The 25,040-nt window shown below is 56.9% G+C and carries 26 protein-coding genes; 17 read left to right on the top strand and 9 right to left on the bottom strand.

Features of this window, described 5'->3' with window-relative positions:
* Positions 1 to 146 precede the first annotated feature (146 nt).
* Genes ACT3IC_RS14760 through ACT3IC_RS14745 form a run of 4 tightly spaced genes read right to left on the bottom strand, consistent with a single transcriptional unit; the run spans position 147 to position 2,639 of the window.
* Positions 147 to 1,133, bottom strand: a complete 987-nt coding sequence (locus ACT3IC_RS14760) for an SDR family oxidoreductase (protein WP_473478923.1) — start codon at positions 1,131 to 1,133, stop codon at positions 147 to 149.
* A 10-nt stretch (positions 1,134 to 1,143) separates the two neighbouring features.
* Complete coding sequence (locus ACT3IC_RS14755) at positions 1,144 to 1,674, bottom strand: 2-oxo-tetronate isomerase (protein ID WP_156655127.1); 531 nt, start codon at positions 1,672 to 1,674, stop codon at positions 1,144 to 1,146.
* Positions 1,671 to 2,123 (bottom strand): DUF421 domain-containing protein, encoded by a 453-nt coding sequence (locus ACT3IC_RS14750; protein ID WP_103180823.1) that lies wholly within the window; start codon positions 2,121 to 2,123, stop codon positions 1,671 to 1,673. The genes ACT3IC_RS14755 and ACT3IC_RS14750 overlap by 4 nt, the downstream gene beginning before the upstream one ends.
* A gap of 9 nt (positions 2,124 to 2,132) precedes the next feature.
* Positions 2,133 to 2,639, bottom strand: a complete 507-nt coding sequence (locus tag ACT3IC_RS14745; protein WP_263950320.1) for a hypothetical protein — start codon at positions 2,637 to 2,639, stop codon at positions 2,133 to 2,135.
* Between the two features lie 142 nt (positions 2,640 to 2,781).
* Between ACT3IC_RS14745 and ACT3IC_RS14740 the strand changes: the two genes are divergently transcribed.
* From ACT3IC_RS14740 to ACT3IC_RS14665, 16 genes are all read left to right on the top strand, one after another.
* Complete coding sequence (locus ACT3IC_RS14740) at positions 2,782 to 3,174, top strand: YdeI family stress tolerance OB fold protein (RefSeq protein ID WP_103180825.1); 393 nt, start codon at positions 2,782 to 2,784, stop codon at positions 3,172 to 3,174.
* A 250-nt stretch (positions 3,175 to 3,424) separates the two neighbouring features.
* Entirely contained in the window at positions 3,425 to 5,074 is a 1,650-nt protein-coding gene (locus ACT3IC_RS14735) for a ShlB/FhaC/HecB family hemolysin secretion/activation protein (protein WP_236560492.1), read from the top strand.
* A complete protein-coding gene (locus ACT3IC_RS14730; protein ID WP_420193562.1) occupies positions 5,074 to 5,622 on the top strand; it encodes a toxin-activating lysine-acyltransferase in 549 nt (182 codons plus the stop codon). Before ACT3IC_RS14735 ends, ACT3IC_RS14730 begins: the two co-directional genes overlap by 1 nt.
* Positions 5,615 to 14,170, top strand: a complete 8,556-nt coding sequence (locus tag ACT3IC_RS14725) for a two-partner secretion domain-containing protein (protein WP_473477974.1) — start codon at positions 5,615 to 5,617, stop codon at positions 14,168 to 14,170. Before ACT3IC_RS14730 ends, ACT3IC_RS14725 begins: the two co-directional genes overlap by 8 nt.
* Positions 14,157 to 14,411, top strand: a complete 255-nt coding sequence (locus ACT3IC_RS14720) for a hypothetical protein (RefSeq protein WP_103180829.1) — start codon at positions 14,157 to 14,159, stop codon at positions 14,409 to 14,411. The genes ACT3IC_RS14725 and ACT3IC_RS14720 overlap by 14 nt, the downstream gene beginning before the upstream one ends.
* A gap of 103 nt (positions 14,412 to 14,514) precedes the next feature.
* Positions 14,515 to 14,718 carry a hypothetical protein gene (locus ACT3IC_RS14715; protein ID WP_103180830.1) on the top strand — a complete coding sequence of 68 codons (204 nt, stop codon included), beginning with the start codon at positions 14,515 to 14,517 and terminating at the stop codon, positions 14,716 to 14,718.
* Positions 14,631 to 14,813: a DUF6966 domain-containing protein gene (locus ACT3IC_RS14710; RefSeq protein WP_409518951.1), complete on the top strand. Its 183-nt coding sequence runs from the start codon at positions 14,631 to 14,633 to the stop codon at positions 14,811 to 14,813. The genes ACT3IC_RS14715 and ACT3IC_RS14710 overlap by 88 nt, the downstream gene beginning before the upstream one ends.
* Before the next feature lie 152 nt (positions 14,814 to 14,965).
* Positions 14,966 to 15,448 carry a hypothetical protein gene (locus tag ACT3IC_RS14705; protein ID WP_420193564.1) on the top strand — a complete coding sequence of 161 codons (483 nt, stop codon included), beginning with the start codon at positions 14,966 to 14,968 and terminating at the stop codon, positions 15,446 to 15,448.
* Positions 15,449 to 15,554: 106 nt separating this feature from the next.
* The gene (locus tag ACT3IC_RS14700) at positions 15,555 to 16,016 is read left to right on the top strand and encodes a hypothetical protein (protein WP_473477971.1); all 462 of its coding nucleotides are present in this window, start codon (positions 15,555 to 15,557) and stop codon (positions 16,014 to 16,016) included.
* 96 nt (positions 16,017 to 16,112) lie between these two features.
* Positions 16,113 to 16,745: an SMI1/KNR4 family protein gene (locus ACT3IC_RS14695; RefSeq protein WP_473477968.1), complete on the top strand. Its 633-nt coding sequence runs from the start codon at positions 16,113 to 16,115 to the stop codon at positions 16,743 to 16,745.
* A 21-nt stretch (positions 16,746 to 16,766) separates the two neighbouring features.
* Positions 16,767 to 17,183 carry an Imm63 family immunity protein gene (locus ACT3IC_RS14690; protein ID WP_473477965.1) on the top strand — a complete coding sequence of 139 codons (417 nt, stop codon included), beginning with the start codon at positions 16,767 to 16,769 and terminating at the stop codon, positions 17,181 to 17,183.
* A gap of 35 nt (positions 17,184 to 17,218) precedes the next feature.
* Positions 17,219 to 17,626, top strand: coding sequence for a hypothetical protein (locus ACT3IC_RS14685; RefSeq protein ID WP_233210493.1), 408 nt, complete (start codon positions 17,219 to 17,221; stop codon positions 17,624 to 17,626).
* Positions 17,627 to 17,653: 27 nt separating this feature from the next.
* Entirely contained in the window at positions 17,654 to 17,989 is a 336-nt protein-coding gene (locus tag ACT3IC_RS14680) for a hypothetical protein (protein ID WP_473477962.1), read from the top strand.
* A gap of 42 nt (positions 17,990 to 18,031) precedes the next feature.
* The gene (locus ACT3IC_RS14675) at positions 18,032 to 18,373 is read left to right on the top strand and encodes a hypothetical protein (protein ID WP_103180840.1); all 342 of its coding nucleotides are present in this window, start codon (positions 18,032 to 18,034) and stop codon (positions 18,371 to 18,373) included.
* 168 nt (positions 18,374 to 18,541) lie between these two features.
* On the top strand, positions 18,542 to 19,102 hold the full coding sequence (locus ACT3IC_RS14670; protein WP_103180841.1) for an Ail/Lom family outer membrane beta-barrel protein: 561 nt from the start codon (positions 18,542 to 18,544) through the stop codon (positions 19,100 to 19,102).
* A gap of 29 nt (positions 19,103 to 19,131) precedes the next feature.
* Complete coding sequence (locus tag ACT3IC_RS14665) at positions 19,132 to 19,311, top strand: hypothetical protein (protein ID WP_473477959.1); 180 nt, start codon at positions 19,132 to 19,134, stop codon at positions 19,309 to 19,311.
* A 27-nt stretch (positions 19,312 to 19,338) separates the two neighbouring features.
* On the opposite strand, the gene ACT3IC_RS14660 is transcribed toward ACT3IC_RS14665, so the two are convergent.
* Positions 19,339 to 20,226, bottom strand: a complete 888-nt coding sequence (locus tag ACT3IC_RS14660; protein ID WP_103180842.1) for a LysR family transcriptional regulator — start codon at positions 20,224 to 20,226, stop codon at positions 19,339 to 19,341.
* Between the two features lie 98 nt (positions 20,227 to 20,324).
* Between ACT3IC_RS14660 and ACT3IC_RS14655 the strand changes: the two genes are divergently transcribed.
* Positions 20,325 to 20,927, top strand: coding sequence for a short chain dehydrogenase (locus ACT3IC_RS14655; RefSeq protein ID WP_103180843.1), 603 nt, complete (start codon positions 20,325 to 20,327; stop codon positions 20,925 to 20,927).
* Positions 20,928 to 20,964: 37 nt separating this feature from the next.
* Here ACT3IC_RS14655 and ACT3IC_RS14650 read toward each other — a convergent pair whose 3' ends face one another.
* The 4 genes from ACT3IC_RS14650 to ACT3IC_RS14635 are packed head-to-tail and all read right to left on the bottom strand — an operon-like array spanning position 20,965 to position 24,938.
* Positions 20,965 to 21,963, bottom strand: a complete 999-nt coding sequence (locus ACT3IC_RS14650; RefSeq protein ID WP_420193569.1) for a transketolase family protein — start codon at positions 21,961 to 21,963, stop codon at positions 20,965 to 20,967.
* Entirely contained in the window at positions 21,963 to 22,808 is an 846-nt protein-coding gene (locus tag ACT3IC_RS14645; RefSeq protein WP_156655136.1) for a transketolase, read from the bottom strand. Before ACT3IC_RS14645 ends, ACT3IC_RS14650 begins: the two co-directional genes overlap by 1 nt.
* 12 nt (positions 22,809 to 22,820) lie before the next feature.
* On the bottom strand, positions 22,821 to 23,570 hold the full coding sequence (locus ACT3IC_RS14640) for an SDR family NAD(P)-dependent oxidoreductase (RefSeq protein WP_103180846.1): 750 nt from the start codon (positions 23,568 to 23,570) through the stop codon (positions 22,821 to 22,823).
* A 36-nt stretch (positions 23,571 to 23,606) separates the two neighbouring features.
* The gene (locus ACT3IC_RS14635; RefSeq protein WP_103180847.1) at positions 23,607 to 24,938 is read right to left on the bottom strand and encodes an MFS transporter; all 1,332 of its coding nucleotides are present in this window, start codon (positions 24,936 to 24,938) and stop codon (positions 23,607 to 23,609) included.
* Between the last annotated feature and the right edge of the window lie 102 nt (positions 24,939 to 25,040).

Below are 25,040 nucleotides of genomic sequence, written 5' to 3'. Positions count from 1 at the left end.
CGGCAGCATTGCCGGGTGGCGCTGACGCTTACCCGGCCTACCACAGCCCCCGTAGGCCCGGCAAGCATCGCGCCAACGGGCGTTGCGCAATAAAAAGCCGGGTGACGGCTTTGCCTTACCCGGCCTACAAAACGATACTGCTTACCCTATTTCCGCCGGGTGATCAGTTTCCCCACCAGCAGCAGCCCCGCCAGCGCAGCGCTACCCAGCAGTACTTTCCCCGGCACGCCGGAGGTGATGGCCGTCGCCCGGGTTCTCGACTCGTCGGAAAAGCGCCCGTGGACCTGGTGCATCCCCCTGACCGGCCCGGAAAGATAATCCTGCCGCTCGGGGACGTTGAGTTCGTTGGTCATCTGCCCTTCCCACGCCTTTTTCACCATCATGCGATCCAGCAGGCCGGGGAAGAGAAACTGGCCGATAATCGCCTGCATGGTGCTGCGCCCGACCCACAGCTCCCGCACCGGGCGGCGGGTCACGTTGAAAATTGCCTCGGCGGCCACCTCCGGCTCGTAGACCGGTCCGATTGGGCGCATGGCGAAGGCAAACTTATTGCGCGCCCAGCTAAACTGCGGCGTGTTAAGGCCCGGCATCTGCACCATCGTCAGCTGGATATTGATACGCTCGTGGATAAGCTCGGTGCGTACCGCGTCGGTAAAGCCGCGGATCGCCGCTTTCGCGCCGCAGTAGGCGGACTGGAGCGGGATGGAGCGGTAAGCCAGCGCAGAGCCCACCTGGATAATCTGTCCCGCATCGCGCGGGGTCATCACGGACAATGCCGCCCGGGTGCCGTTAACGTAGCCCAGGTAGGTTACGTCCGTGACCCGGCGAAACTCCTCATCGCTCATGGCGCGAAACGGCGCCAGTACCCCGCACATGGCGTTGTTGATCCATACATCAATTGCGCCGAGCTGCGTCTCGAACGCGTTGGCCGCCGCCATGATGGCCGACGCGTCCGTCACATCGGCATTCACCGTGTGACACTTCACGCCGAAGCGTTCAATTTCGGCCCGCGCCGCCTCAAGACTGAGGTCATCCCGGGCGATAATCCCCACGTGATAGCCCGCCTCTGCAAAACGCAGCGCCGTGGCTTTGCCCACGCCAGCCGTCGCTCCGGTGATCACCACAACGCTCATCATGCTCTCCTTAATGCAGTTGCTTTTTCCAGTGCGGGATCTGCCGCAACAGTTCAGAAAGCGCGTAACGAACCGCTTTCTCAATCACATCTTCACACTCGCCGGTGAAGTGCTGCACGGCGGTAGTGACCTCACCGCGAAAAGACCAACCAAACCAGACGGTGCCTGCCGGAGTGCCATCCTCACCGCCGTCCGGCCCGGCATAACCGCTGATGGCGATGCTGATATCCGCGTCGGCAAGCTCCAGTGCGCCCTGAGCCATCTCGCCCACCGTCTGGCTACTGACGGCGGTATATTTTTCCAGGGTGGCATTGTTGACACCCAGTACCTTGTGTTTAGCTTCGTTGTTAAAGGTGACCACGCCGGTACCAAAGAACGAGGCGGTATCTTTCTCGGCGCAGAGCGCAGAGGCCAGGTTGCCGCCGGTGCAGGATTCTGCGGTAGTAAGCAGCCAGCCCAGATCGATCAGGACAGTTGATACCTGGCTGGTGAGTTCTTTGGTGGTTTTGGCCTGGTTCCAGACATTTTCATTTTCTTTCATGATGCACTCTCTTCAGGAATAATCGAAATATGACCATTACGTTCAAGTATGGCGTATTTAATTTCTTCCAGAGTGGTTATGCCGTGATTTTGCCGGGCAGAGACCAGAATGTCGTCGCAGGAGACATCGACTTTCTTTAATTTTTCGTTTTGCAGTTCACCGTGCACCACCAGAATAACCGGGGAGCCGTCGATGGCCGATTCCGCACCGGATATATATTTTTTTACCATGCCAAACAGCATATCCACCACCACCAGCGTAATAATGGTGAGCATGGCGCCGGTGACGGAAAAATCATCCCCCAGCAGCGCCTGTTGAGTAGCTTCACTAATAATTAATAACAGGATCAGATCGAAGCTGGTCATTTGCAGCAGCGCCCGCCTGCCAGCGATTTTAAATACCACCAGCAAAATCAGATAAATCGCCACCGCCCTGAGTATCATTTCCATATTGGTGCCTTAGGGATAGATAAATTGCCAGAAAGAGAGGCCCGGTTGATTATTTACCGTGACAGAGAGGTCGGTTTTGCCGGGGCGTTGTGGGGTGGTATAGAGCCAGACGGTTAAACCCTTGCGCGGTTCCTGATAAACCAACACGATCTCCCCGCCCTCGCTGTACATTTCATCGGGCTGCGGCCAGATATTATCGGTTTGCATCCGTTCCATATATTCGCCGCCGATGCGCAACGTCAGCGGCGTAGTACTCTGTTCTGGCACGCTAATTTTCAACTCAATGGGCGTTTGCAAGCGTCCAAAACGTTCATACTCCACCTGCAAATTACCCGGAGCGTTACTCTTTGTCGCTTCGCTAAAATAGCCACCAGAAAAAAGTCCTGACAGCGCAGCGGTGATAATGAGTATTAACAGAACAAAACCGAAGCGGTGCGCATCGTATTCAAACTGCAGGGCAGCATGACTCTGTTTGACGCCGGGCAATTCAGGGGGATTTTCTTTGGCTTTTGCCATTTATCACCTCACCGTCTCGTTAATTAATATTATGCAGCCAGATGATTTTTATCGATAAATTTGATTAAGACTGTTCCTGTTTGCAAAATAAAAAATAGCAACCAGGCTTAATCTGTCAAGCAGGCTAAACCAAGGAGGCTGTATGAAATTATCCGTCGCACCCTTATTGTGTTGTCTTATAATTCCGGCTGTATATGCCGATGATAATGGTGGACTGAAGAAAGATACTGCCCCTCCTCCACCGCACGCGCTGGATGATGGTTATCGTGGCGCGGAAGATGCCCGCATCATGACCGTGGAGCAGGCCAAAGAGATGCACGACGGGGCTACGATCTCCCTGCGCGGTAATCTCATAGAAGGTTCCGGCGGCGATAAATTTAAATTCCGCGATAAAACCGGCACTATTGATACGGTGATCCCCCAGGCGGTATTTGATGGCCGTACCGTCCAGCCCGATAATATGATCAGCATTAACGGCAGTCTGGATAAAAAATCAAATCCACCGGTGGTCCGTGTCGACCGTATTCAGAAATAGCGTAAATTTCACTTAAGTTTCTCGTGGATATTCCCGAATATCCACGAGAACCCTGAGGAATATATTCTCTAAACCTTAACCTACCAGATTTAAGGAGCCAAAAACTCGGATAATTCCGGGCTTTAGGATTAATCCCCCTTTCCTTCCCCTCGCAATACTTAAACAATTTTACACAAATTCACATTGCCTTCTTTATTGCTTACACAGCACGGATTCGCCGATGAAAGCCCGACATAATATTGCCCTGATAATGGCGACAGCCTCTGGTCTGTCTTTAATGGTCTCTGCCCATGCGGCGCCACCCGATAATCAATTTATTATTCAGCAGCAGCGCCAGAGAGCATTAGAGGAGCAATTAACCCCGCCGGTCCCGGATGTGCGCCTTTCAGAACCGTCATCCGGTTTTGGTAACATTGCCTTCCCGACCGAAACGCCCTGTTTTCCGATTAACCGCGTCGAGCTGAGCGGCGAGGAGGCCCTGCCCCACTGGGTGCCGTTGCAGCGTATTGCGGACCAGGCGCAGGGGCGCTGTCTGGGCGGCAAGGGCATTAACCTGCTGATGAGCACCCTGCAGAACCGCATCGTCGACCACGGCTGGATCACCACCCGCGTGCTGGCCCCGTCGCAGGATCTGAAGAGCGGCACCCTGAAGCTTGCCATCGTGCCGGGCACTATCCGCCACGTGAAGCTGACCGAAGAGAGCGACGACTATATCCAGCTCTACAGCGCCTTCCCGGCTCACGAAGGCAACCTGCTGGATCTGCGCGATATTGAACAGGGGCTGGAAAACTTACAGCGCCTGCCAACGGTTGAGGCCAGTATGGAGCTGCTGCCGGGGGAAAACCCGGGCGAGAGCGACGTGGTCATCACCCGCAAGCAGAGCAAAATGTGGCGTATCGGCCTGTCGCTGGACGATGCCGGGACCGAAACCACCGGGCGCTACCAGGGCGGCGTGACGCTGTCGCTGGATAACCCCTTCTCGCTGAGCGATCTGCTCTATGTCTCTGCCAGCCACGATCTGAACGACAAGGGCGGCAAAGGGAGTAAAAACGTCACCGCCCACTACTCGGTGCCGTTTGGCTACTGGATGCTGGGCGTCACCGGCAGCGACTACGACTACCACCAGACCGTCGCCGGGCTGAACGAGGATTATCGCTACAGCGGTAAAAGTAAAAACCTCGACATTCAGCTCAGCCGGGTGCTGCACCGCAGCGGCTCACAAAAAACCACCTTCTCTTACGACGTGCTGGCGCGGGAGACCCGCAACTATATCGACGATACGGAAGTGGGCGTCCAGCGCCGTCAGACCGCGGGCTGGCGCATCGGGCTGGATCATCGCCACTACATCGGCCAGGCGACGCTGGATGCGGGCATCAGCTATCAGCGCGGCACCCGCTGGTTCGGTGCCCGGCCTGCGCCGGAAGAGTACTGGGGCGATGCCACCGCGCTTGGCAAAATTACCCTGCTGAGCGCCCAGCTCGATCTGCCGTTTGCCATCGGTACGCAAAACTTCCGCTACAACGTGCAGTACCTGCGTCAGATCAGCAACACGCCGCTGACGCCGCAGGATCAGTTCGCCATCGGCAACCGCTGGACGGTGCGCGGCTTTGACGGCGAACGCACCCTCAGCGCCAGCCACGGCTGGTACGTGCGTAACGATCTGGCCTGGCGCACGCCGCTGCCGAACCAGGAGTTCTATCTGGGCGCCGACTACGGCGAGGTGGGCGGTTACAGTTCCGATCTCCAGGTGGGTAAACATCTGGCGGGCGGCGTAGCGGGCCTGCGCGGCAACGCCTTTAACACCGGCTACGACCTGTTCGCCGGGACGCCATTCTCGAAGCCGGACGGCTTTGAAACCAGCGATCTGACGCTCGGCTTTAACCTCAACTGGAGCTGGTGATGCGCGTCGGAGATCTGGATATCAAAGCGCCGCTGATCCTCGGCGGTGAGGAGAGCGAGGCCGAAGTGCTGGGCGCCACCGTCTGGCTGTGGATGCACTCCCCGATGCACCGGGACGCCCCCCTGCACGCCCTGCCCACCCTGCTGCTGCCGATCATCAAGCGCCGCCAGTACGTGCTGGTGAGCGAAAACGACCGCCCGGTCTTTTTCCTCAGCTGGGCCTGGCTGAACGAGGAGGCGGAAGTCCGCTACCTCACCCGCCCCGCCATCGAGATGCGAGAGGCGGACTGGGACTGCGGGGATCGGATCTGGTTCTGCGACTGGATCGCCCCCTTCGGCCATACCGCCGCGATGTATAACCTGATGCGTCGCGATATCTTCCCCGACCACGTCTGCCGCGCGCTGTATCACCGCGGCGCGGCGCGTGGCAAGCGCGTAATGCTGTTCCACGGCAGCCGCGTCAGCCGTCAACACGCCAGAGAGTGGCAACAGAATCACCCGCTCACCGTGAGCCTGCCGGAAGCGTTTAAAGGAATGAACCATGAATAAGAACCTGTACCGAATTGTCTTTAACAAAGCGCGCGGCATGCTGATGGTGGTGGCGGATATCGCCCGCTCCGGCCGCGCGGGTTCGTCCCGTTCTTCCGGCATTGGCCATACCCACAGCCAGCTTATCGGCAAGGTGAGCGCCTTAAGCTTTAGCCTGTGGCTGGCGATGGGGGCCGTGCAGACGGCGCAGGCCACTATCGTGGCCGACGCCGGTGCGCCAAAAAACCAGCAGCCAACGGTCATCAACAGCGCCAACGGCACGCCGCAGGTCAATATCCAGACGCCATCTGCTGCGGGGGTGTCGCGTAACAACTACACCCAGTTCGACGTGGAGAGCAAAGGGGCGATCCTCAACAACTCGCACAAAAACGTGCAGACCAACATCGGCGGCATGGTGGCGGGCAACCCGTGGCTGGCAAAAGGCGAAGCTAAAGTGATCCTCAACGAGGTGAGCTCCCGCGACCCGAGCAAGCTGAACGGCATGATCGAAGTGGCCGGTAAAAAAGCCCAGGTGGTGATCGCCAACCCGTCAGGCATTACCTGTAGCGGCTGCGGCTTTATCAACGCCAACCGCGCCACCCTCACCACCGGCCAGCCGCAGATGAAAGACGGCGCGCTGACCGGGTTTAACGTCGAGCGCGGCGAAGTGGTGGTTGAAGGCGCGGGGATGGACACCTCTGGCGCGGATTACACCGACATCATTGCCCGCTCGGTGAAGGTTAATGCCGGGCTGTGGGCCAAGGATCTGAAGGTCACCACCGGGCGTAACAAGGTGGATGCCGCCCACGAGACGATCGAAAAAGGCAGTGACGATCCTGCCACCCGTCCGCAGCTGGCGGTGGACGTGGCCAGCCTCGGCGGCATGTACGCAGGCAAAATCCGCATGGTCGGCACCGAGAGCGGCGTCGGGGTACGTAACGCCGGGGCCATTGGCGCCCAGGCGGGCAGCGTAACGATCTCCGCTGACGGCCGCATCGAGAACAGCGGCACCCTGCGCGCTGGCGACAGTGCCAGCCTGCAAACCGCAGGGGAAGTGCACAACAGCGGCGTGATGACCGCCGCGAATAACGTCCGGGTGAACGCGGCCAGCTTCACCGGCAGTCAGCAGAGCGTGCTGGCCGCCGGGGTAAAAAGCGACGGCAAGCTCGCCGATGCGGGGGATCTGGAAATCAGCACCCGCGGCCAGCTGAGCGCCCACGGGCAAACCCTGGCGGGCGGCAATCTCAGTGCCAGCGGCCAGGGGGTGGACGTCAGCGGCAGCCAGACCCAGGGCAAACGCGTGCTGCTGGACGGCGGCGCGGAAGGCGTGAGCACCGCCAGCGCGAAGGTTAACGCCAGCGAACTGACTGTGCGTACCGGCAAAATGCTCAATAACAACGGCGGCACGCTGGGGGCGGAGACCATCAGCGTCAGCGCCCACGACCTCAGCAACCAGAAAGGCAACATCGTGCAGCGCGGCGGCAGCACCCTGGCGGTAGACCTGCCGGGCGCCCTCAATAACCAGCAGGGGCAGATTGGCGCGGCGAACGGCGTGCAGCTTAAGGCCGGGACCCTCGACAACAACGCCGGGCAGATCGTGGCGGTAGCGGGCAACACCCGGCTTGAGGCCGGGAGCGTAAACAATCAGCAGGGGTTGATCTCAGCTGGCGCGGGTGACGGCGAGATTGCCAGCCAGCAGGCGGTAAACAACGCCAAAGGCCGCATTGAGGCGGCGAAAACCCAGCGCATAAGCGCCGCAAGCCTCGACAACCAGCAGGGGGTGATTGTCGCCGACGGCGCGACACTGGCCCTCAACGGCGGCGCCCTGGATAACCGCGACGGCGCCCTGCTCTCTCAGGGTTCCCTTAATCTTGAGAGCGGCGCGCTGAATAACCAGCGCGGCTTCCTGGCGAGCGAGGGCGATTTTAGCCTGACCGCGGGGGCTATCGACAACACCGACGGGCAGATTGGCGCGAACCGGACGTTGACCGCCGGGTTCGACACCCTCACCAATAACGGCGGCGCGCTGAAATCGGTCGGGGCTATGACCCTCAGCGGCGGCCTGCTGGATAACAGCCAGGGGACTACCTTCTCCGGCAACAGCCTGAATTTCAACGGCGGCACGCTGAATAATACGTCCGGGCAGCTTGCTGCGACAGGGAGCCTGTCGCTGGGCACCTCGCAGCTCATCAATAAAAAAGGCGTGCTGCAGGGCGATGGCGTGGCTGTCACCTCCGGCACGCTGGATAATAGCGCGGGCACCCTGAACAGCCTGGGGGCACTGAACCTCTCGGCGGACACCGTGAATAACCAGGCTGGCACCCTGGCGGCCAGCGGCGCGGCGGATGTGGCGGCAAAGAACCTCGATAACCGCAACGGCGGACGGGTGATTGGCGAGGCCGATACCGCCCTGAATACCAGTAACCTGCAGAACGGCGGCGGAGAGATCCAGTCGGTGGGCGACCTGCTCCTCGACAGCGCCCAGGGTATGGTGGATAACGTCTCCGGGCTGATCCGCAGCGGCAAAAGCGTGACCCTCACTGCCCTGGAATTTGTTAACACCAGTACGCTCGGCGAGAACCAGGGGCTGGAGGGCCAGAGCCTGGCGCTGAACACCGGGAGTCTGGATAACCAGCGCGGCAGTATCCTGGCGAATAACACCCTGAGCATCAATAACAGCGGCGTGCTGAACAACGGCGCGGGGGTGCTGGCCTCGGGTGATACCCTGGATCTCAGCGGTAGCGCCCTGAATCTGCTGAACGCGGACGGCACCCTGAAAGCGGGTAAAGCGCTGCGCGTGGAGGCTCAGTCTCTGGATGCCAGCGGCCAGCTGCTGTCGCTGGGGGATATGACGCTTCACAGCACCCGCGGCGTGAACAACAGCGGCACTACCCTCGCCAACGGCAACCTGACGTTCACCACCGATGGCGATCTGACCAACAGCGGCCAGCTGATGGCGGGCAGCGCCCTCAACGTGCAGAGCGCGAATCTTAATAACCTCGCCAGCGGTGAAATCAACGCCGGCAGCACCACCCTGACGGCCCGCGGCACGGTACGCAACACCGGCCTGATCGACGGGATCGCCACCCGCATCAACGCCGACACCCTGACCAACACCGGCACCGGACGGATTTACGGCGATGCGGTGGGGGTAAATGTGGGTACCTTTAACAACCTCGCCGAAAACGGCACCGCAGCGACGCTGGCCGGGCGCGAGCGCGTCAACCTCGGCGTGCAGACCCTGAACAACGCCGACCACGGCCTGATCTACAGTGCGGGCAGCATGACCATCGGCGGCGCGCTGGATGATAACGGCGCCGTCACTGGCCGCGCCGGGACCCTCAATAACCACAGCTCGACCATTGAATCCGCCGGGGATATGGCGATTGCCGCCGGGCAGATCAACAACATCAACGACCACTTCTCCACCGAGGTGGTGCGGGTGTCGCAGGAAGAGCTCACCGACTATCAGCACACGGGGTCAACCAACCGCTGGAGTTCGACAGAAAAAGGCGTCTGGGTGGATGACAACTCTTCCGACGGACTGCGTAACCTGAATACGCCAGAAGACAGCGGCGCAAATAACGACAACTTCAACCAGTACGACTACACCCGCACCATTGACGAAACGCGCATCAAAGAGAGCGACCCGGCGAAGATCCTCGCCGGGGGCAACCTGCTGCTGACCGGTGACAAACTGTTTAACGACAAGAGCCAGGTGATTGCAGGCGGCACCCTGGCAATCGACCAGCTGGGCAGCGTGCAGAACGAGGACGTGCCCGGCAAGCGTTACACCACCGATGAAGGCACCGTCACCCACTACTACCGTATTCGCCACAAGGGCGACGATGAGCAGGGGCGCGACCGCACGGCATATACCCCGCCCACCACCATTCAGGACATCTCCCTGAAGCCGGGCCAGCTGATCAGCAACGGCAGCGTCGAGGGCAGCAATCTCAGCATCACTCCGCTGGTACTACAGGGAACGGACGTGACCATTGGCCAGGCCGCCGGGGTGAAACCCGCCCCGCAGCAGACCGTTTCGCCGGGCGAGCCGGTGACCCCACCTGCCGGACAGCAGTTTGAAGTGACCCCGGCCGACGGTGCGATCCGCATTATCGGCCCCAACACCACCCTGCCGGACAACAGCCTGTTCAAGGTGAACCCGTCGGCGGAGGTGCCGTACCTGGTGGAGACCGATCCGCGCTTCACTAACGAGCGCCAGTGGCTCGGCAGCGACTATATGCAGGACGCCTTTACCGCCGATGGCGACAACACGCTGAAACGGCTGGGGGATGGCTACTACGAGCAGCGCCTGATCCGCGAGCAGGTGATTGGCATCACCGGCCAGCGCTACCTGGATGGCTACAGCAACGACGAAGAGCAGTACAAGGCGCTGATGGATCGCGGCATCACCTTCGGCAAGCAGTACGACCTGAAGATCGGCGTGGCGCTGACGCCAGAGCAGATGGCGCTGCTGACCGGGGATATCGTCTGGCTGGTCAATACCCGGGTGAAGATGCCGGACGGCTCCACCGAGAACGTGCTGGTGCCGCAGGTCTACGCCAAAGTGAAACCGGGTGATATCGACGGCTCTGGCGCGCTGATTGCCGGGAACAACGTCTCCATCAAGCTTAACGGCGACCTGTTTAACCGTGGCACCCTTGCCGGGCGCAAAGTCCTGCAACTGGACGCCGACAACATCACCAACCAGACCGGGACGATTCAGGGGGCGGACGTCAACCTCAACGCGCGCACCGATATCAACAATATCGGCGGTGCCATCGTGGGTGACAACAGCGTGCTGGCCAGCGCCGGACGCGATATCAATCTCACCAGCACCACCCTCAGTGCCGACAGCGTTAACGGCGAGAACCGCTTCGCCCGCACCACCATCGACAGCGTCTCCGGCATCTACGTCCAGGGCGACGACGGCAAACTGGCGTTGCAGTCCGGGCGGGATATCACCCTGACCGGCGCACAGGTGATCGCCAGCGGCGAGAACGGCAAAGCGCAGCTGGTGGCCGGGCGGGATATGACCCTCAACGATCTTCAGACCGCCAGCCGCGATAGCCTGGTGTGGGATGGCGACAACAGCCTGAAACAGGGCCAGACCAACAGCATCGGCAGCGAGGTGACCGGCAAAGGGGACGTCACCCTGGCCGCCGGGAATGACCTCAACGCCCGCGCCGCTGCCCTCTCCGCCGGGCAGGCGCTGAACGTCAGCGCCGGGAATAACCTGACCCTGACGGCAGGCGAAAACAGCCAGGATCTGGACGAACGGCATAAAGTGGTGGGCGGTAACGGCTGGCTGTCAAAAACCACCACCACCACCCGCGACCAGATTGCCCGCCAGACGGTGCAGAGTAGCGAGCTGAACGGCGACACCGTTAACCTCACCGCCGGAAACGATCTCACCGTGCGCGGCAGTAACGTGGCGGGCACGGGGGATGTGGCCCTGCTGGCAGGCAACAACCTGAGCGTGGAGACCCAGGCCGAACGCAATAACGAGCTGCACCTGAAGCAGGAGAAAAAATCGGGGCTGCTGAGCTCGGGCGGGATCGGCTTTAGCGTCGGTACACAGAGCATCAAAACCACCGACACCGGCGCGGACGCGACCCAGGCGGGCAGCACCGTCGGCAGCGTCGACGGCGACCTGACCCTGCGGGCGGGGGAGCGCCTGACGGTAAGCGGCTCGGATCTGGTGGCCGGTCAGGACATGACGCTCACGGGTAAAAATGTCGACATCACGGCGGTGAACAACCGCAGCCAGCAAACCCATGAGGTGGAGCAGAAAACCTCCGGGCTGACCCTGGCGCTCTCCGGCACCGTCGGCAGCGCGCTGAACAGCGCCGTTGAGGCCTCCCAGCAGGCGAAATCCTCCGGCAGCAGCCGCATGCAGGCGTTGCAGGGCGTGAAGGCCGCGCTCTCCGGCGTGCAGGCTGCCCAGGCCGCACGCATGGACCAGGCGCTGGGGGCAGACAAATCAAACACCAATACCGTGGGCATCAGCCTCTCTTACGGCAGCCAGTCGTCGAAATCGACCCAGTACAGCGAGCAGAACACCGCCCAGGGCAGCACGCTTAACGCCGGGCGCGATCTGAGCGTTGTCGCCACCGGCAGCGGCGCGCGCGGCGCGGACGGGGATCTGACTGTGGAAGGCAGCCAGCTGAAGGCGGGCAACGATCTGACCCTCGCCGCCAACCGCGATCTCTACCTGCGCTCGGCGCAAAACACCCAGCTGCTGGATGGCAAAAACGAGAGCAAGGGCGGCAGCGTCGGGGTGGGCATCGGATACGGCTCCGGCGGCGCGGGCATCAACATCTCCGCCAGCGTCAACCGCGGCAAGGGCAACGAGAGCGGCACCGGCACCACCCACAGCGAAACCACCCTGGACGCGGGCCGCCAGGTGAATATCCTGACCGGACGTGACGCCACCCTGACCGGGGCCCAGGTGAGCGGCGACACGGTGCGAGCGGAGATTGGCCGCAACCTGACCCTCACCTCCGAGCAGGACAGCGATCGCTACGACTCGAAACAGCAGAACGCCAGCGCGGGGGGCAGCTTCAGCATCGGCTCCATGACCGGTTCGGCCAGCGTCAACCTCAGCCGCGACAAGATGCACAGCAACTACGACTCTGTCGTGGAGCAGACCGGGATCTTCGCCGGCAAAGGCGGCTACGACGTCACCGTGGGCGAACATACCCAGCTCAACGGGGCGGTGATTGGCTCTACGGCTACCGCTGATAAAAACCGTCTCGATACCGGCACCATTGGCTTCAGCGATATCGAAAACCGCGCCGACTTCGAGGTGGAACACCAGAGCGTGGGGATGAGCACCGGGGGCAGCATCGGCAGCCAGTTTGCCGGGAATATGGCGAACGGCCTGCTGGTGGGGGCGAACCGCGACGGGCATGACAGCAGCACCACGCACGCGGCAGTATCGGACGGCACCCTGATTGTCCGCGATCAGGATCGTCAGGTCCAGGATGTCAACCAGCTCAGCCGGGACGTGGAGCACGCCAACCAGACCCTCTCCCCTATCTTCGACAAAGAGAAAGAGCAGGAGCGGCTCCAGCAGGCGCAGCTCATCGGTGAGATTGGCAATCAGGTAGCGGATATTGCCCGCACCGAGGGCGGCATCCGCGCCACCAACGCGGCGAAAGAGAAGCTGAAAAACGTCAACGCGCAGGATCTGCAGGAGGCGAAAGCGGCGTGGGAGAAAGCCAACCCGGGCAAAACCGCGACTCTTGAAGACATTAACAGCCAGATCTACCAGACAGCGTATAACGACGCGCTCAGTGCCTCCGGCTTTGGCACCGGCGGGCAGTATCAGCAGGCGATTCAGGCGGCGACGGCAGCGGTTCAGGGGCTGGCCGGGAGCGATCTCAGTGCCGCTCTCGCGGGCGGTGCTGCGCCATACGTGGCGGAGGTGATTGGTCACTACAGCGGTCTGAACGACGCGGGCAAAGTCGCCGCCCACGCGGTGGTCAACGCTGCGCTCGCCGCCGCCCAGGGCCAGGACGCGCTGGCGGGCGCCGCCGGTGCCGCCACGGGCGAGCTGGTGGGGATGATCGCCACCGAGATGTACGGGAAACCGGCCGACGAGCTGGACGAAACCCAGAAGCAGACGGTTTCTGCGCTGGCGACGCTGGCGGCGGGCTTGTCCGGTGGACTGGTGGGCGACAGCTCTGCGTCTGCTGTGGCGGGGGCGCAGGCGGGTAAAACGACGGTTGAGAATAATTTCCTTGGTTCTACATCTTCAGACAAACTTGACAAAGCCGTTGAGAAAATTAAGAACGGTGATAAGTCATTAGCAACTGCCAATGAGCTAATCAAGCTGGAAAATGCCGACAAACGTAGCGATGCACTGGTTTCTAAATTTACTAAAGATCCATCACAGATGAGCAGCAATGAACGGGCTGAATTGGCAGGTTACTTACGTGTTTACGCATCAGAGATGGAGAGGGAATACGGTTCTGCTGTTTCGCAAGAACTGGTCAAAGGTTTGCTCTCCGGACAGGATTACATGAAACGTAACCCTGACTCTGAGGCCATGTCTAAGGCTCAGACAATCATGAATACCTGGGGCTACCATAAATCGAATGCCAGCATTGGCGACGCACCTGTCATGTTCGGGGGCAGCGTGCTGGGCATTACTGTGAAAGGTATGGCCGCTAATGCTGCAATTGGTATTGGAGTAAATACGGGTGTGCAACTGGCAGGAAAGGATCCTTTCAGTTATGTGGACGCAATCATGGCGGGAGTAACAGCCGCAGCAACAACGGGGAAAGGTATTCTGGTTTCAACTCCTATAAATATGGGTGGTGCGGCAATAGGTAGTAGTATTAAAGGTGAAGATCCAACTAACTCAACTATTGGCGCCGGAGTTGGCTCTCTATTTGGTGGTGGTATTGGCAAAGTGGCAACCGAGCAGCTAAAACCTGTTATAAAAGAAGGTAGTGCTGAAATAATTGGAGCAGCTACGGGGGCCACTGTGGGAGAGGTTTCCGGCAATAAAGTTAAAGATAAACTTGACAATGCAGGAAAGAAAAATGGAAAAAATTAACATTAAGGATTTGGTTAAACTGGTTTGCATATGTGTAAGCATATTGTTTATTGCGGTAGTCATCGGCTATCTAATCGTTTCAGTAATCGTTTATTTTAAAATAAATGTATTTGAGTTCGATTGGAGAGAAGCTTTCAGTGATGCCTTAAGGAAAGGTATCGCTGGCGGCTTAATACTTGCTTTCGGCATCTGGATTAAAGCCAGGTTACAAGAGCGTAAAAAGAAAAAAAGAAGCAGATAAATAAGCCAACAACAATCTCAGCCAGCAGACTGGGATTGTTGTTGAGAATAGCGCCCCTGGCGACATCGCCACGGGGTAAGTGCCCGGTAAACCCACCGAGCAAATGGCCGAAGAACAGGTGAAGGTATTGACTATCGAGAAAACGACGCTAATCGTAGAGAAAATGCAACGCATGGCTACTTTATTAGAATTAGGGGGTTATGCCGAATGGTCAGTAGTATTTGTAAACTGGCTAAAAAATATGAGCTGGAACCTGATGATACCAAACACATTTTTCTCAATCTCTATGGTGGAATGGGATCTCTAAACGATCTCGTACTGTATAGAAACGGAAAGGTTTTGATGAGTGAGAACGATGAACTCGATCAGCTCAGACGCGACCTGTTTAACCTTCTTTCCTGAACAAAAATTAAGGTAAGGTGATTATGGCTGGAAGGTTGTATTTGGATGTGAATTCGCTCTGTCCCGATGACGTGGCCAGGATGATGTAAATTATTTCTGCTTCCTGAACAATGAACGAAACGATTATCGACGGTGACGACAGGGGCCTTTAAATGACGAATAAATCAGTTAACCAATTACGGGCAGGATTAGATCTCTACCAGTCAAACGGCTATGTCGAATCTAATTCATTTAACGATCCGAATGATGATGCTCTGGAATATCTGGGCATGCTGCTCGTGGAAGAACAACCCACGGCGCTAAAGTATTGCCAGAGATTTTTGCAGCAGTCCCAGGCCAATGATGAACTAAAATCAGCCGCACTTGATTTTTTACTACTGTCCAGTGAATGGAGTTTCGCGTATCAGTATCTTTATAGCCAGGCGGAAAGACTTTCTATCCCGGAACTTGAAAAGGCGTTTTTTTATTTTTATTGTGATAAAAACGAAGCCGAACCTCATCCCGTTCCCGAAGGGCTATTCACAAAATTGTTAGCACGATACGAGATTGTTAAGAATGAGCCCGATGCTTATTTTTATCATCTTCATGAAGCCTATAATGACTTTGTTGAAACACTTTCTGATAGGCGTAATTGACTTTAAATTGCCTGGCACTTTGTTAGCGGAATTTTGGCTATAAATTTGTTCTTTAACAAACAAGATATATTATAGTTGAGAAGTACACGCCAGATGGGGTTATAAAATGACAGTGGAATGGGCTAGTTTTATAGATGTTCTTGGTGAAAGGGAAGATTCTATTGGAGTTAACAACCTGTGTCATGCTATCGGTGAATCCCCGGTTATATCAGCTGATGCTGGCGAATATAATGATCCGGATGGAAAAACAAAGTACTATAAATTTTACCACTCGGGTATCGAGATGGGGTTTCGGAAAGACTGCTTAAGTCATATTCATTTTTACTTTGGCTATGAAGATGAATATTCACCGTTTACAGGTAATTTCATCCCTGGAATTGAAGCGGGAATGGACAGAGCATACATTACAAAATTGCTTGGAAAACCCACTTTGGTTGGCGAAGGCAAAATCGACATGCTCCTTGGATGGATTAATGGATGGTCAAAGTATGATTACGGGAGCCATTCAGTACATCTTCAGTACACAGAACATAATCACCTGTGTCACGCAACGTTGATTAAAAATTAGAACATCATGATTTATAATGTTTTTTATAAAAGCTTAACCCGGATTGGTGCGTTGAAACACTCAGGATTAACATTGACTTTAAATAGGATAACTAACATGTCTAAATTTTTGGAAAAACTCTTATCCGTTTGCGGCGGTGATATTTCATCAGGAAAGGTGCAAAAACTACCCGCAGCTTTTCATGATTATCCTCTGATTGAGGATTTAATTAATTTATTAAATAAACGAAACGGATTTTATTGTTTTGAGTCAGCTCTACATGTTTTCCCTGTTGAGACAGACGGAGAAGAGATCGGCCTCATCGACTGGAATGATAAAGGCTTATGGATTGAGTGTTACGATGATCTTGCTCGTAACGCCCTCTTCTTCGCTGAAGATGTTTTTGGCGGTCAATTTTGTATAAAAGAAGATGGAATATACACATTCGATCCAGAGACAGGTGCTTTTGATTATCTTGCACCAGATATCAATGAATGGTGTAAACATATTCTTGAAGACTATGAGGTATTAACGGGCTACCCACTGGCAAACGCATGGCAGAAGAAGTATGGTTCAATACCAGCGGGCTATCGCCTGGTTCCAAAAATTCCGTTTGTAGTGGGTGGCGAATATGAGCCAGATAATCTTTATTTAGAAAAATCGACAATAGCAATGAAAGCAAGAGCCACTATTGCATTGCAAATAAGAGATGTTCCTGATGGTAGCAATATCAAGTTAACGTTAAAATAGTGTGCAGTGAGGTTCAATAATATGTTAGTCAACATTGATGAAATACAAAAACAAGTTAATGAAATTATTTTGCGAGCAGGCTTTCCAAAACATTCAGTTAATCTGTGTTCTGCTCCCTATGGCGATGGCACTCCCTATATTTCATTCGAAAATAGTTCATATAATTATATTTACTCAGAAAGAGGGTATGAGTTCTCCCGAAAAGTCACTCACTCTTTAAACACGCTGCTTTATTGGATAATCTCCGAATTTGCCTATAAGATTGCATACCAGTATGAGTTAGATCACAGGGTTGAAGGCAGAGATGGAAGGCGCATCGCTTTTCCAAAATTTATTGAAATAATGGCAAATATGAACCCAGCATGGGAGTTAAAAGCGCGAAATGAAATTCAAAATATTCTGGTTGAAGCACCCTATGACGATAGCCTCTATACATAGTTGAGGGCAGCATCGCATCAGCACCGACGCAGAAGATGTCTGCTCATTTTGACAAGGTAATGGCTATCAATCACAGGGAGTCGCAAATGAAAATATTCCCCATCCTGTTCTGTTTCATGATCAGCGGCTGTGTTGTTGGCAATATGGATTCAACCGACTATCAATACGTGCGCTATGCGCAAACGTTTCAGAAGCCGGGTGCAGGCGGTTACACCGATAATGAACAGCGTAAAGCCGATCTCTATAGCTGTGGCGTACCTAAAAATGCCAATCTTGATGATGGTAGCTGGAACGGTGGCAGCGCCCGCCCGGAGCAAACGCTTCAGGAGATCGTTGCCAGGAACGAAAAAATTTCAGGCTGTATGAAAAGTAAAGGCTACAAGGTGTACGGTTACGATGCGTGTGGCCCACTTAAAGCGCCGACCGGCCTTTGCCCTAATTAATACGATTTGTCACCCCAGGATGAAAATATGCGCGAATCCCAGGCTATTTATAATGATATTGGCTCGGTCTTAGTTGCCGCAGCGCCCGATAACGCCGCAACCATCATCGTGCGTGCTGAGCTGTCGCCCGAAAATGATCACTGCAAATGTGAGTTTGATTATGTGGACAGCACCTCAGGTGAGACAAACTGGTTTACTGCAGGCGCACAGGCCAATGCTGATTTGCTGGACCTTCTGGTTGAGCTGAGGACATTTTTTGTTAATAACATCTCCTCAAAACAGCCTTCGTTCTGGCATGCCTGCGAAATAACGGTCGATGTTGAAACGCTCAGAATCAAGATTGATTTTAAGTATACTGATTAACAGATAATAATCTCGCACTAAATAAAACTTCAGGACAAATAAATGAGCGACTTAGACGATCTGCATAATAAAATTGGTCAATTACTGGTTGATGCCGGTCCTGCTGAGGCGAAGAAAATCATTGCTCGCGCAAAATTAGCCCAAGATGGCGAGTCCTGTGAGTATGAATATGATTATGTTGATCAGCAGGATAACCAGGACTGGTTCGTGCCGGATAAGCTCGCCAGTTATCATCTTCGGCTCCTGTTAGTTAACCTTCGGGACTATTATATTCAGAATAATATGATGCAGGGTAAAGCGCCCTGGACAGGTTGCGATATCACCGTTGAAATACCCGCAGAGAAAATAAGCATCAGCTTTAAATATGACACCCTACCAATATAGGGGAGGCAAATTCCAGGACTATTCCGGGCTTTAAGATTATTCCCTATTTCATCGCCTGCCAAAAAAACCAACAATTTTATCGCCTTAATTTGCAGTGGAATATCTCCAGCCTGACGGATGGGGATATATGGCATTACACATAAAAAATGACAACAAGGATTACGGAAAATGAAAAAACTCTCTCTGGCGGTATGCGTTGCGGCGAGTCTGTCAAGCGGGGCTGCTCTGGCGGATAATCAGACTGTTTCTGTGGGTTATGCGCAGAGTAACGTTGAAGACTTCAAAAATATCCGCGGCGTGAACGTTCAGTATCGCTACGAGTGGGATTCCCCGGTCAGCCTGATGGGTTCATTCACCTATATGAGCGGCGATCAGGACGAGCATTATTATCTCTTCTCTGACTCCGTTAAAAACCACGTCGAAGTGAAATATTACTCCCTGATGGCAGGCCCGGCATATCGCCTGAATGATTTCGTTTCCCTGTATGCGCTGGGCGGCGTGGCACGCGTGAAAGCAGACGGCCACACCACCTGGGTGAACGGCGGCGACAACTATACCCAGCGTGACGGCATCGATGAGAAATCCACCTCTTTCGCTTACGGCGCGGGCGTACAGTTCAACCCAACGCCTGAGCTGGCGATCCACGTCGGTTACGAAGGCACCACTGCCGACCTGGGTGATGATTACGGGATCGACGGCTGGAATGTGGGCGTAGGTTACCGTTTTTAATTGGTGCGGCCTGATGCCGGGTGGCGGCGATGCCTTACCCGGCCTACGGTCCGGTGCGGTTGTGCCGGGTGACGGCCATGCCTTACCCGGCCTACGATCCGGTGCGGTTGTGCCGGGTGACGGCCATGCCTTACCCGGCCTACGGGTCAGTGCGGTTGTGCCGGGTGGCGGCGGTGCCTTACCCGGCCTACGGTCTGAAGGTTTTGTAGGCCCGGCAAGCGCAGCGCCGCCGGGCGTTACAAACCGCACTGTGCCTGCATAATATGCTCAATAAACCGCGTGAGTTTCGGCAACGGACGTAGATCCTGACGCCATAACAGGTGCACCGGTCGGGGTTGTGGTGTGTAACCTTCTAAAACACGTATCAGCCGTCCATTCGCCAGCTCATCCGCCACCAGCACCTCCGGTTGCAACAGCAATCCCGCGCCGGCAATCGCCGCCATCCGTAGACCGTAGCCGTCGTTACAGCGCAGGATCGCATCGCGCTTCCAGCGCACCTCCCCTTCCACTCCCGGCAGCCGCCACTCGTTGCGTGCGGTCCAGACGGTATGAGAGAGACAAAGATGCTCCACCAGATCGTCCGGCGTTTGCGGCGTGCCGTGGCGGGCTAAGTAGTCCGGCGCGGCGCAGATCACCATCCGGTACGGGCAGAGGTATTTCGCCACCAGATCCTCGGTGTGGATGTCGCCAATGCGGATCGCCAGATCTACCCCCTCCTCCACCAGATCGACCATCCGGTTAGTGAGATCCAGCTCGACGCGCACCTCCGGGAAACGCTGCAAAAAGGTGGCAGTCAGCGGGGCAATCACGCACCCGCCGAACGAGGTGGGCGCAGTCACCCGCAGCGTGCCCGCGGGCGCGGTACGCAGACGCTCCACCGAACGTTCAGCGATGGCGACCTGCTCAATGACCCGCTTTGCCTCTTCGAACCAGACCCGCCCGGCGTCAGTCAGGCTCTGGCGGCGGGTATTGCGCTCCAGCAGCCGGGTGCCAAGCTGCGCCTCCAGCCAGGCGATATACTTCCCGACCATCACCGCCGACATCTCCAGTCGGGCGGCGGCACCGGTAAAGCTGCCGCTCTCCACCACCGCGATAAAGGTCTCCATGCCGCGAAGCTTATCCATATTGCAAACCTCTGGTTAATAATGATCTAACTTTAGCCCAGTTTATCCGCTCTCTGGTTTGTTAAACAATCAAGGCTCACAACACAGAGGAGTCGGCTATGAAAATCGTCATTATTGGTGCCAGCGGTACGGTCGGTCAGGCCGTTACAGAAGAGCTGAGTCGTCGTCATGAAGTCATTCGCGTGGGTCGCACGAAAGGCGATCATCAGGTAGATATCACCTCCCAGGCCAGCGTCCAGGCGCTGTTCGAAAAGATCGGTCCGGTGGATGCGATTGTCTCCGCCAGCGGCGGGCTGCACTTTGGCCCTCTGTCGACCATGACCGACAGCGAGTTTAACCAGGGATTGCAGGACAAATTGCTGGGCCAGGTGCGGCTGGCGCTCACCGGGCAGCACTATCTGAATGAGGGCGGGTCGATCACTTTGATCAGCGGCATCGTCGCCCACGAGCCTATCGCCCAGGGGGTGAATGCCACCACGGTAAACGTCGCGCTGGAAGGCTTTGTCCGCGCCGCCGCCTGCGAACTGCCGCGCGGGATCCGCATCAACCTGATTAGCCCGACGGTACTCACCGAATCGGCTGAAGCCTACGACGGTTTCTTCCCGGGCTTCGAAAGCGTGCCCGCCGCAACGGTCGCCCAGGCCTATCGCCGCAGCGTGGAAGGGGTACAGAGCGGACGGGTGTATCAGGTAGGGTATTGATGGTAACCGGGGCGAGTCGGCCTCGCCCCGTTCAGGTTCAGAGCCTGCGGCGGATTTTTTCCACCATCGCCGCGGTGGAGATCCCGTAGCGGTCGTGCAGGGTCGGCAGCGCTCCGGCGTCGAGGAAGGCGTCCGGCAGCGCGACGGTATCAAAATCGACCTGCACCCGGTTGCGCATCAGCAGTGACGCCACCGCCTCGCACAGGCCACCCACGCTGCTGTGGTTTTCCGCCACTACCACCAGCCTGCCCGGCTTCGCCGCCTGCGCCAGAATGGTCTCCTCGTCCAGCGGCTTGATGGTGGGCGAGTGGAGCACCGCCACGCTGATGTTATCCTTACGCAGCTGCTTCGCCGCTTCCAGCGCCCGCATGGTCATCAGGCCGGAGGCGATAATCAGCACATCGCTCCCCTCCTCCAGCAGCGCGGCTTTGCCGATTTTGAACTGGTAGTTGTACTGGTCCAGCACCACCGGCACCTTGCCGCGCAGCAGGCGCATATAGACCGGGCCATCGTGCTCTGCCATGGCCGGTACCGCCTGCTCGGTGTCTATCGCATCACAGGGATCGATAATCGTCATGCCCGGAATGCCGCGCATAGTGGCGAGATCTTCCGTCGCCTGATGGCTGGGACCGTAACCTGTGGTCAGCCCTGGCAGCGCGGCGCAGATCTTCACGTTCAGGTGCTCTTCGGCAATCACCTGATGAATAAAGTCATAGGCGCGGCGGGTGGCAAACACCGCGTAGGTGGTGGCGAAGGGGATAAAGCCCTCTTTCGCCATCCCGCCCGCGGCGCCCATCAGCAGTTGCTCCGCCATCCCCATCTGGAAGAAGCGCTCGGGGTGCGCCTGGGCAAAGATATGCAGGTCGGTATATTTTGAGAGATCCGCCGTCATGCCGACGATCTCCGGGCGCTGCTCCGCCAGCTTCACCAGCGCGTGGCCGAACGGCGCGGCGCGGGTCTCCTGCCCCTCTTCGGCAATAGAGGCGATCATCGCCGAGGTGGTTAAACGCGGTTTTTTCTCGGTGGTCTGGCTCATCACTGCACTCCTTCCGGTTTGTTCGCGTCCAGCACCGCGAGCGCTTTTTGCCACTCGTCAGCATCCACGCGGATAAAATGGTTCTTGTCGCGCTGCTCAAGGAAAGGCACCCCCTTGCCCATCAGGGTGTCGCAGAGAATGACGCGGGGCTGATTCTCCGGATAGCGCTTCGCGTTATCGAACGCCGCCACCAGCGCCGGCGCGTCGTTGCCGTTGACCCGCTGCACGTACCAGCCAAACGAGGTCCACTTATCTTCCAGCGGCTCAAAGCCGAGGATTTTGTGGGAGTTGCCGTCGGCCTGCTGGCGGTTGATATCCACCAGCACGATCAGGTTCGACAGGCCGTGGTGGGCAGCGGACATTGCCGCTTCCCAGGTGGAGCCTTCGTCCAGCTCGCCGTCGGACATGGAGTTCACCACCCAGGCATCACTCCCCTTGTGCTTCAGCCCCAGGGCCATGCCCACGCCAATGCTCAGGCCCTGCCCCAGCGAGCCGCCGGAGATCTCCATACCCGGTGTGTAGGTGGCCATACCGGACATCGGCAGGCGGCTGTCGTCGGCGCCGTAGGTCTCCAGCTCCTCTTCGGGAATAATGCCCGCCTCGATCAGCGCCGCGTAGCAGGCGATGGCGTAGTGGCCGTGGGAGAGCAGGAAGCGGTCGCGCCCTTCCCACTCCGGCTCGTCGGGCTTAAAGGTCATGCCGTGGGCAAAGGCGGTAGCCAGCACGTCGGCGTAGCCCAGCGCCTGGCCGATATAGCCCTGCCCCTGCACTTCGCCCATCCGCAGGGCATAGCGGCGGATGCGCCACGCGGCGGCAGCGACCTGTTGAATCGTGGTATCAGTCATAATCCTGTCTCCTTAGTGGATCAGCATGCCGCCGTTGACGTCGAGGGTGATGCCGGTGGAGTAAGAGGAGAGATCGCTGCCGAGGAACAGCGCGGCGCGGGCGATATCCTGCGCGTCGCCGAGGCGGTTAAGCGGAATGCCTGCCAGAATGGCGGTTTTCATCTCGTCCGAAAGTTTGCCCGCGGTGATGTCGGTCTGGATCAGCCCCGGGGTGATGCAGTTAACCCGCACGTTATCCGGCCCCAGCTCGCGGGCCATCGCCTTCGCCAGCCCCAGCACGCCCGCTTTGGCGGCGCTGTAGTGCGGCCCGCCGAAGATGCCGCCGCCGCGCTGGGCCGACACCGAGGAGATGCAGACGATGCTGCCGGACTGCTGGCCGCGCATGGTGGGGATAACGGCCTGAGACATTAAGAGCGTGCCGCGCAGGCTGACATCCAGCACCGCGTCATAGTTTTCCCGCTTAATATCCATCAGCTTGATCGGCTGGGTGATGCCGGCGTTATTCACCAGAATATCGATGCGCCCGTATTTGCCCAGCACCTGCTCGATGGCGGCATTAACCTGCAGCTCGTTGCTGACGTTCGCCGCCAGCCCCAGATGCCCCTCGCCCAGGCTTGCCGCCGCCTGCTTGCTGGCCTCTGCATCTAAATCAATAATGACCACTTTCGCGCCCTGTTCGGCATAGAGTTTTGCCGTAGCGAAACCCAAACCGCGTGCGGAAGCCGCGCCGGTAATAACGGCGACTTTATCTTTCAGTAGCATATATTTACTCCAAAATATTGAGAGGTGTTTAATTTATTATTTCGGTTCTTCCAGCAGGGTAATCATTAATAAGCCAACGGCTGCGCAAATACCGAAATAAATAAAGACAGAATTAAAACTTCCTGTTTTATCCAGCAGATAACCCGCCAGCATGGGCGAAACAAATCCGCCGAGATTACCGCCGCTATTAATAATGGATGCGGCGATGGGATAGGTTTTACTGTCCGCCACCGCCATGCCGTAGGCGGTAAAAGCGGGCCAGCCGATATTCAGGCACAGGCCAACGAAGAACAGCCCCACGCACACCGCCACGGTGCTTTGCGGAATATTGAGCATGATGACCATCATTAATACGGTGCTGATAGCGGTAAACATCATGGTCGGCTTGCGTCGGCGGCCCAGGAGCTTGTCCGACACGTAGCCGCCGAAAATCGCCCCGATAAAGCCGCCGATGCAGGGCATGCTGGCGACCAGCCCCATGCTCATGAAGGTAAAGCCTTTCTCTTTGACCAGGTAGAGCGGGATCCAGGTCAGCAGGCCGTAGAGCACGCTCACCATCATGAAGTAGGCCACGCAGTCGCCAAGAATATTCTTCGAGGTGAAGAGACCTTTTACCGTCTCTATCGGGGCCAGCTCGCGCACGCGGATCAACCGGTCGAGGCGGTTGAAGCGCGGTTCAATCACGATATTTTCCCGCCGGGTTTCCGCTGCGTTTTGCCCCCCGACGATGGTCTCCAACTCAGCTTTAGAGACCATCGGGCTCTCTGCGGGACGGGTGCGCACCAGCAGATACCAGAGCACGGCAATCACCAGCCCCGGAATGGCGAAGGAGAAAAAGACCCAGCGCCAGCCCCAGGTCATGGCGATCCACACCGCCAGCGGCGGCACCAGAATGGGGGCGAACATGGTAGCGGCGATATAGACTCCGGTGGCGGTCGCTTTCTCCTTCGGCGGGAACCAGTTATTGATGGTGGAGGCCAGCCCCACCGGGCAGGGGCCTTCCGTCAGGCCGAGCCCGAGGCGGATAAACTTCAGCCCCAGCACCGAGGTGGCGGTGCCCATCAGCCAGGTGAAGGCAGAGAAGCCAAATATCGACAGGGCCACCATGCCGCGAATGCCTTTTTTAGCAATAAAAAAGCCCGCCGGGATCTGGCTCAGGGCATAGCCTAAAAAAAACATGCTGGCGATGGCGCCGGCCTCGAAATTATTGATATGAAATTCATCGATGATAAAGGGAAGCACGGCGCCAATATTGGTTCTGTCTGCATAATTAATGGCATACACAATAAATATTAACGCCAGCACCACGAAGCGGTAATTGGTTTTTTTAGTGGCTATGTAGGGGACAGCTTGTTCTATACGAGACATGTTTTACCTCATTATTCGAACAACGTGAGTCGTTTTAATTTCGCGTTCAAACTCAATATATCGGCTTACGTTTGAAACACCATTCAATAAAACTCATTTATT

This window comes from Leclercia sp. GHBNCSD (assembly GCF_055805075.1).
The sequence above is the reverse complement of the archived record's forward strand: the minus strand, read 5'-3'. Positions and strand labels throughout refer to the sequence as shown.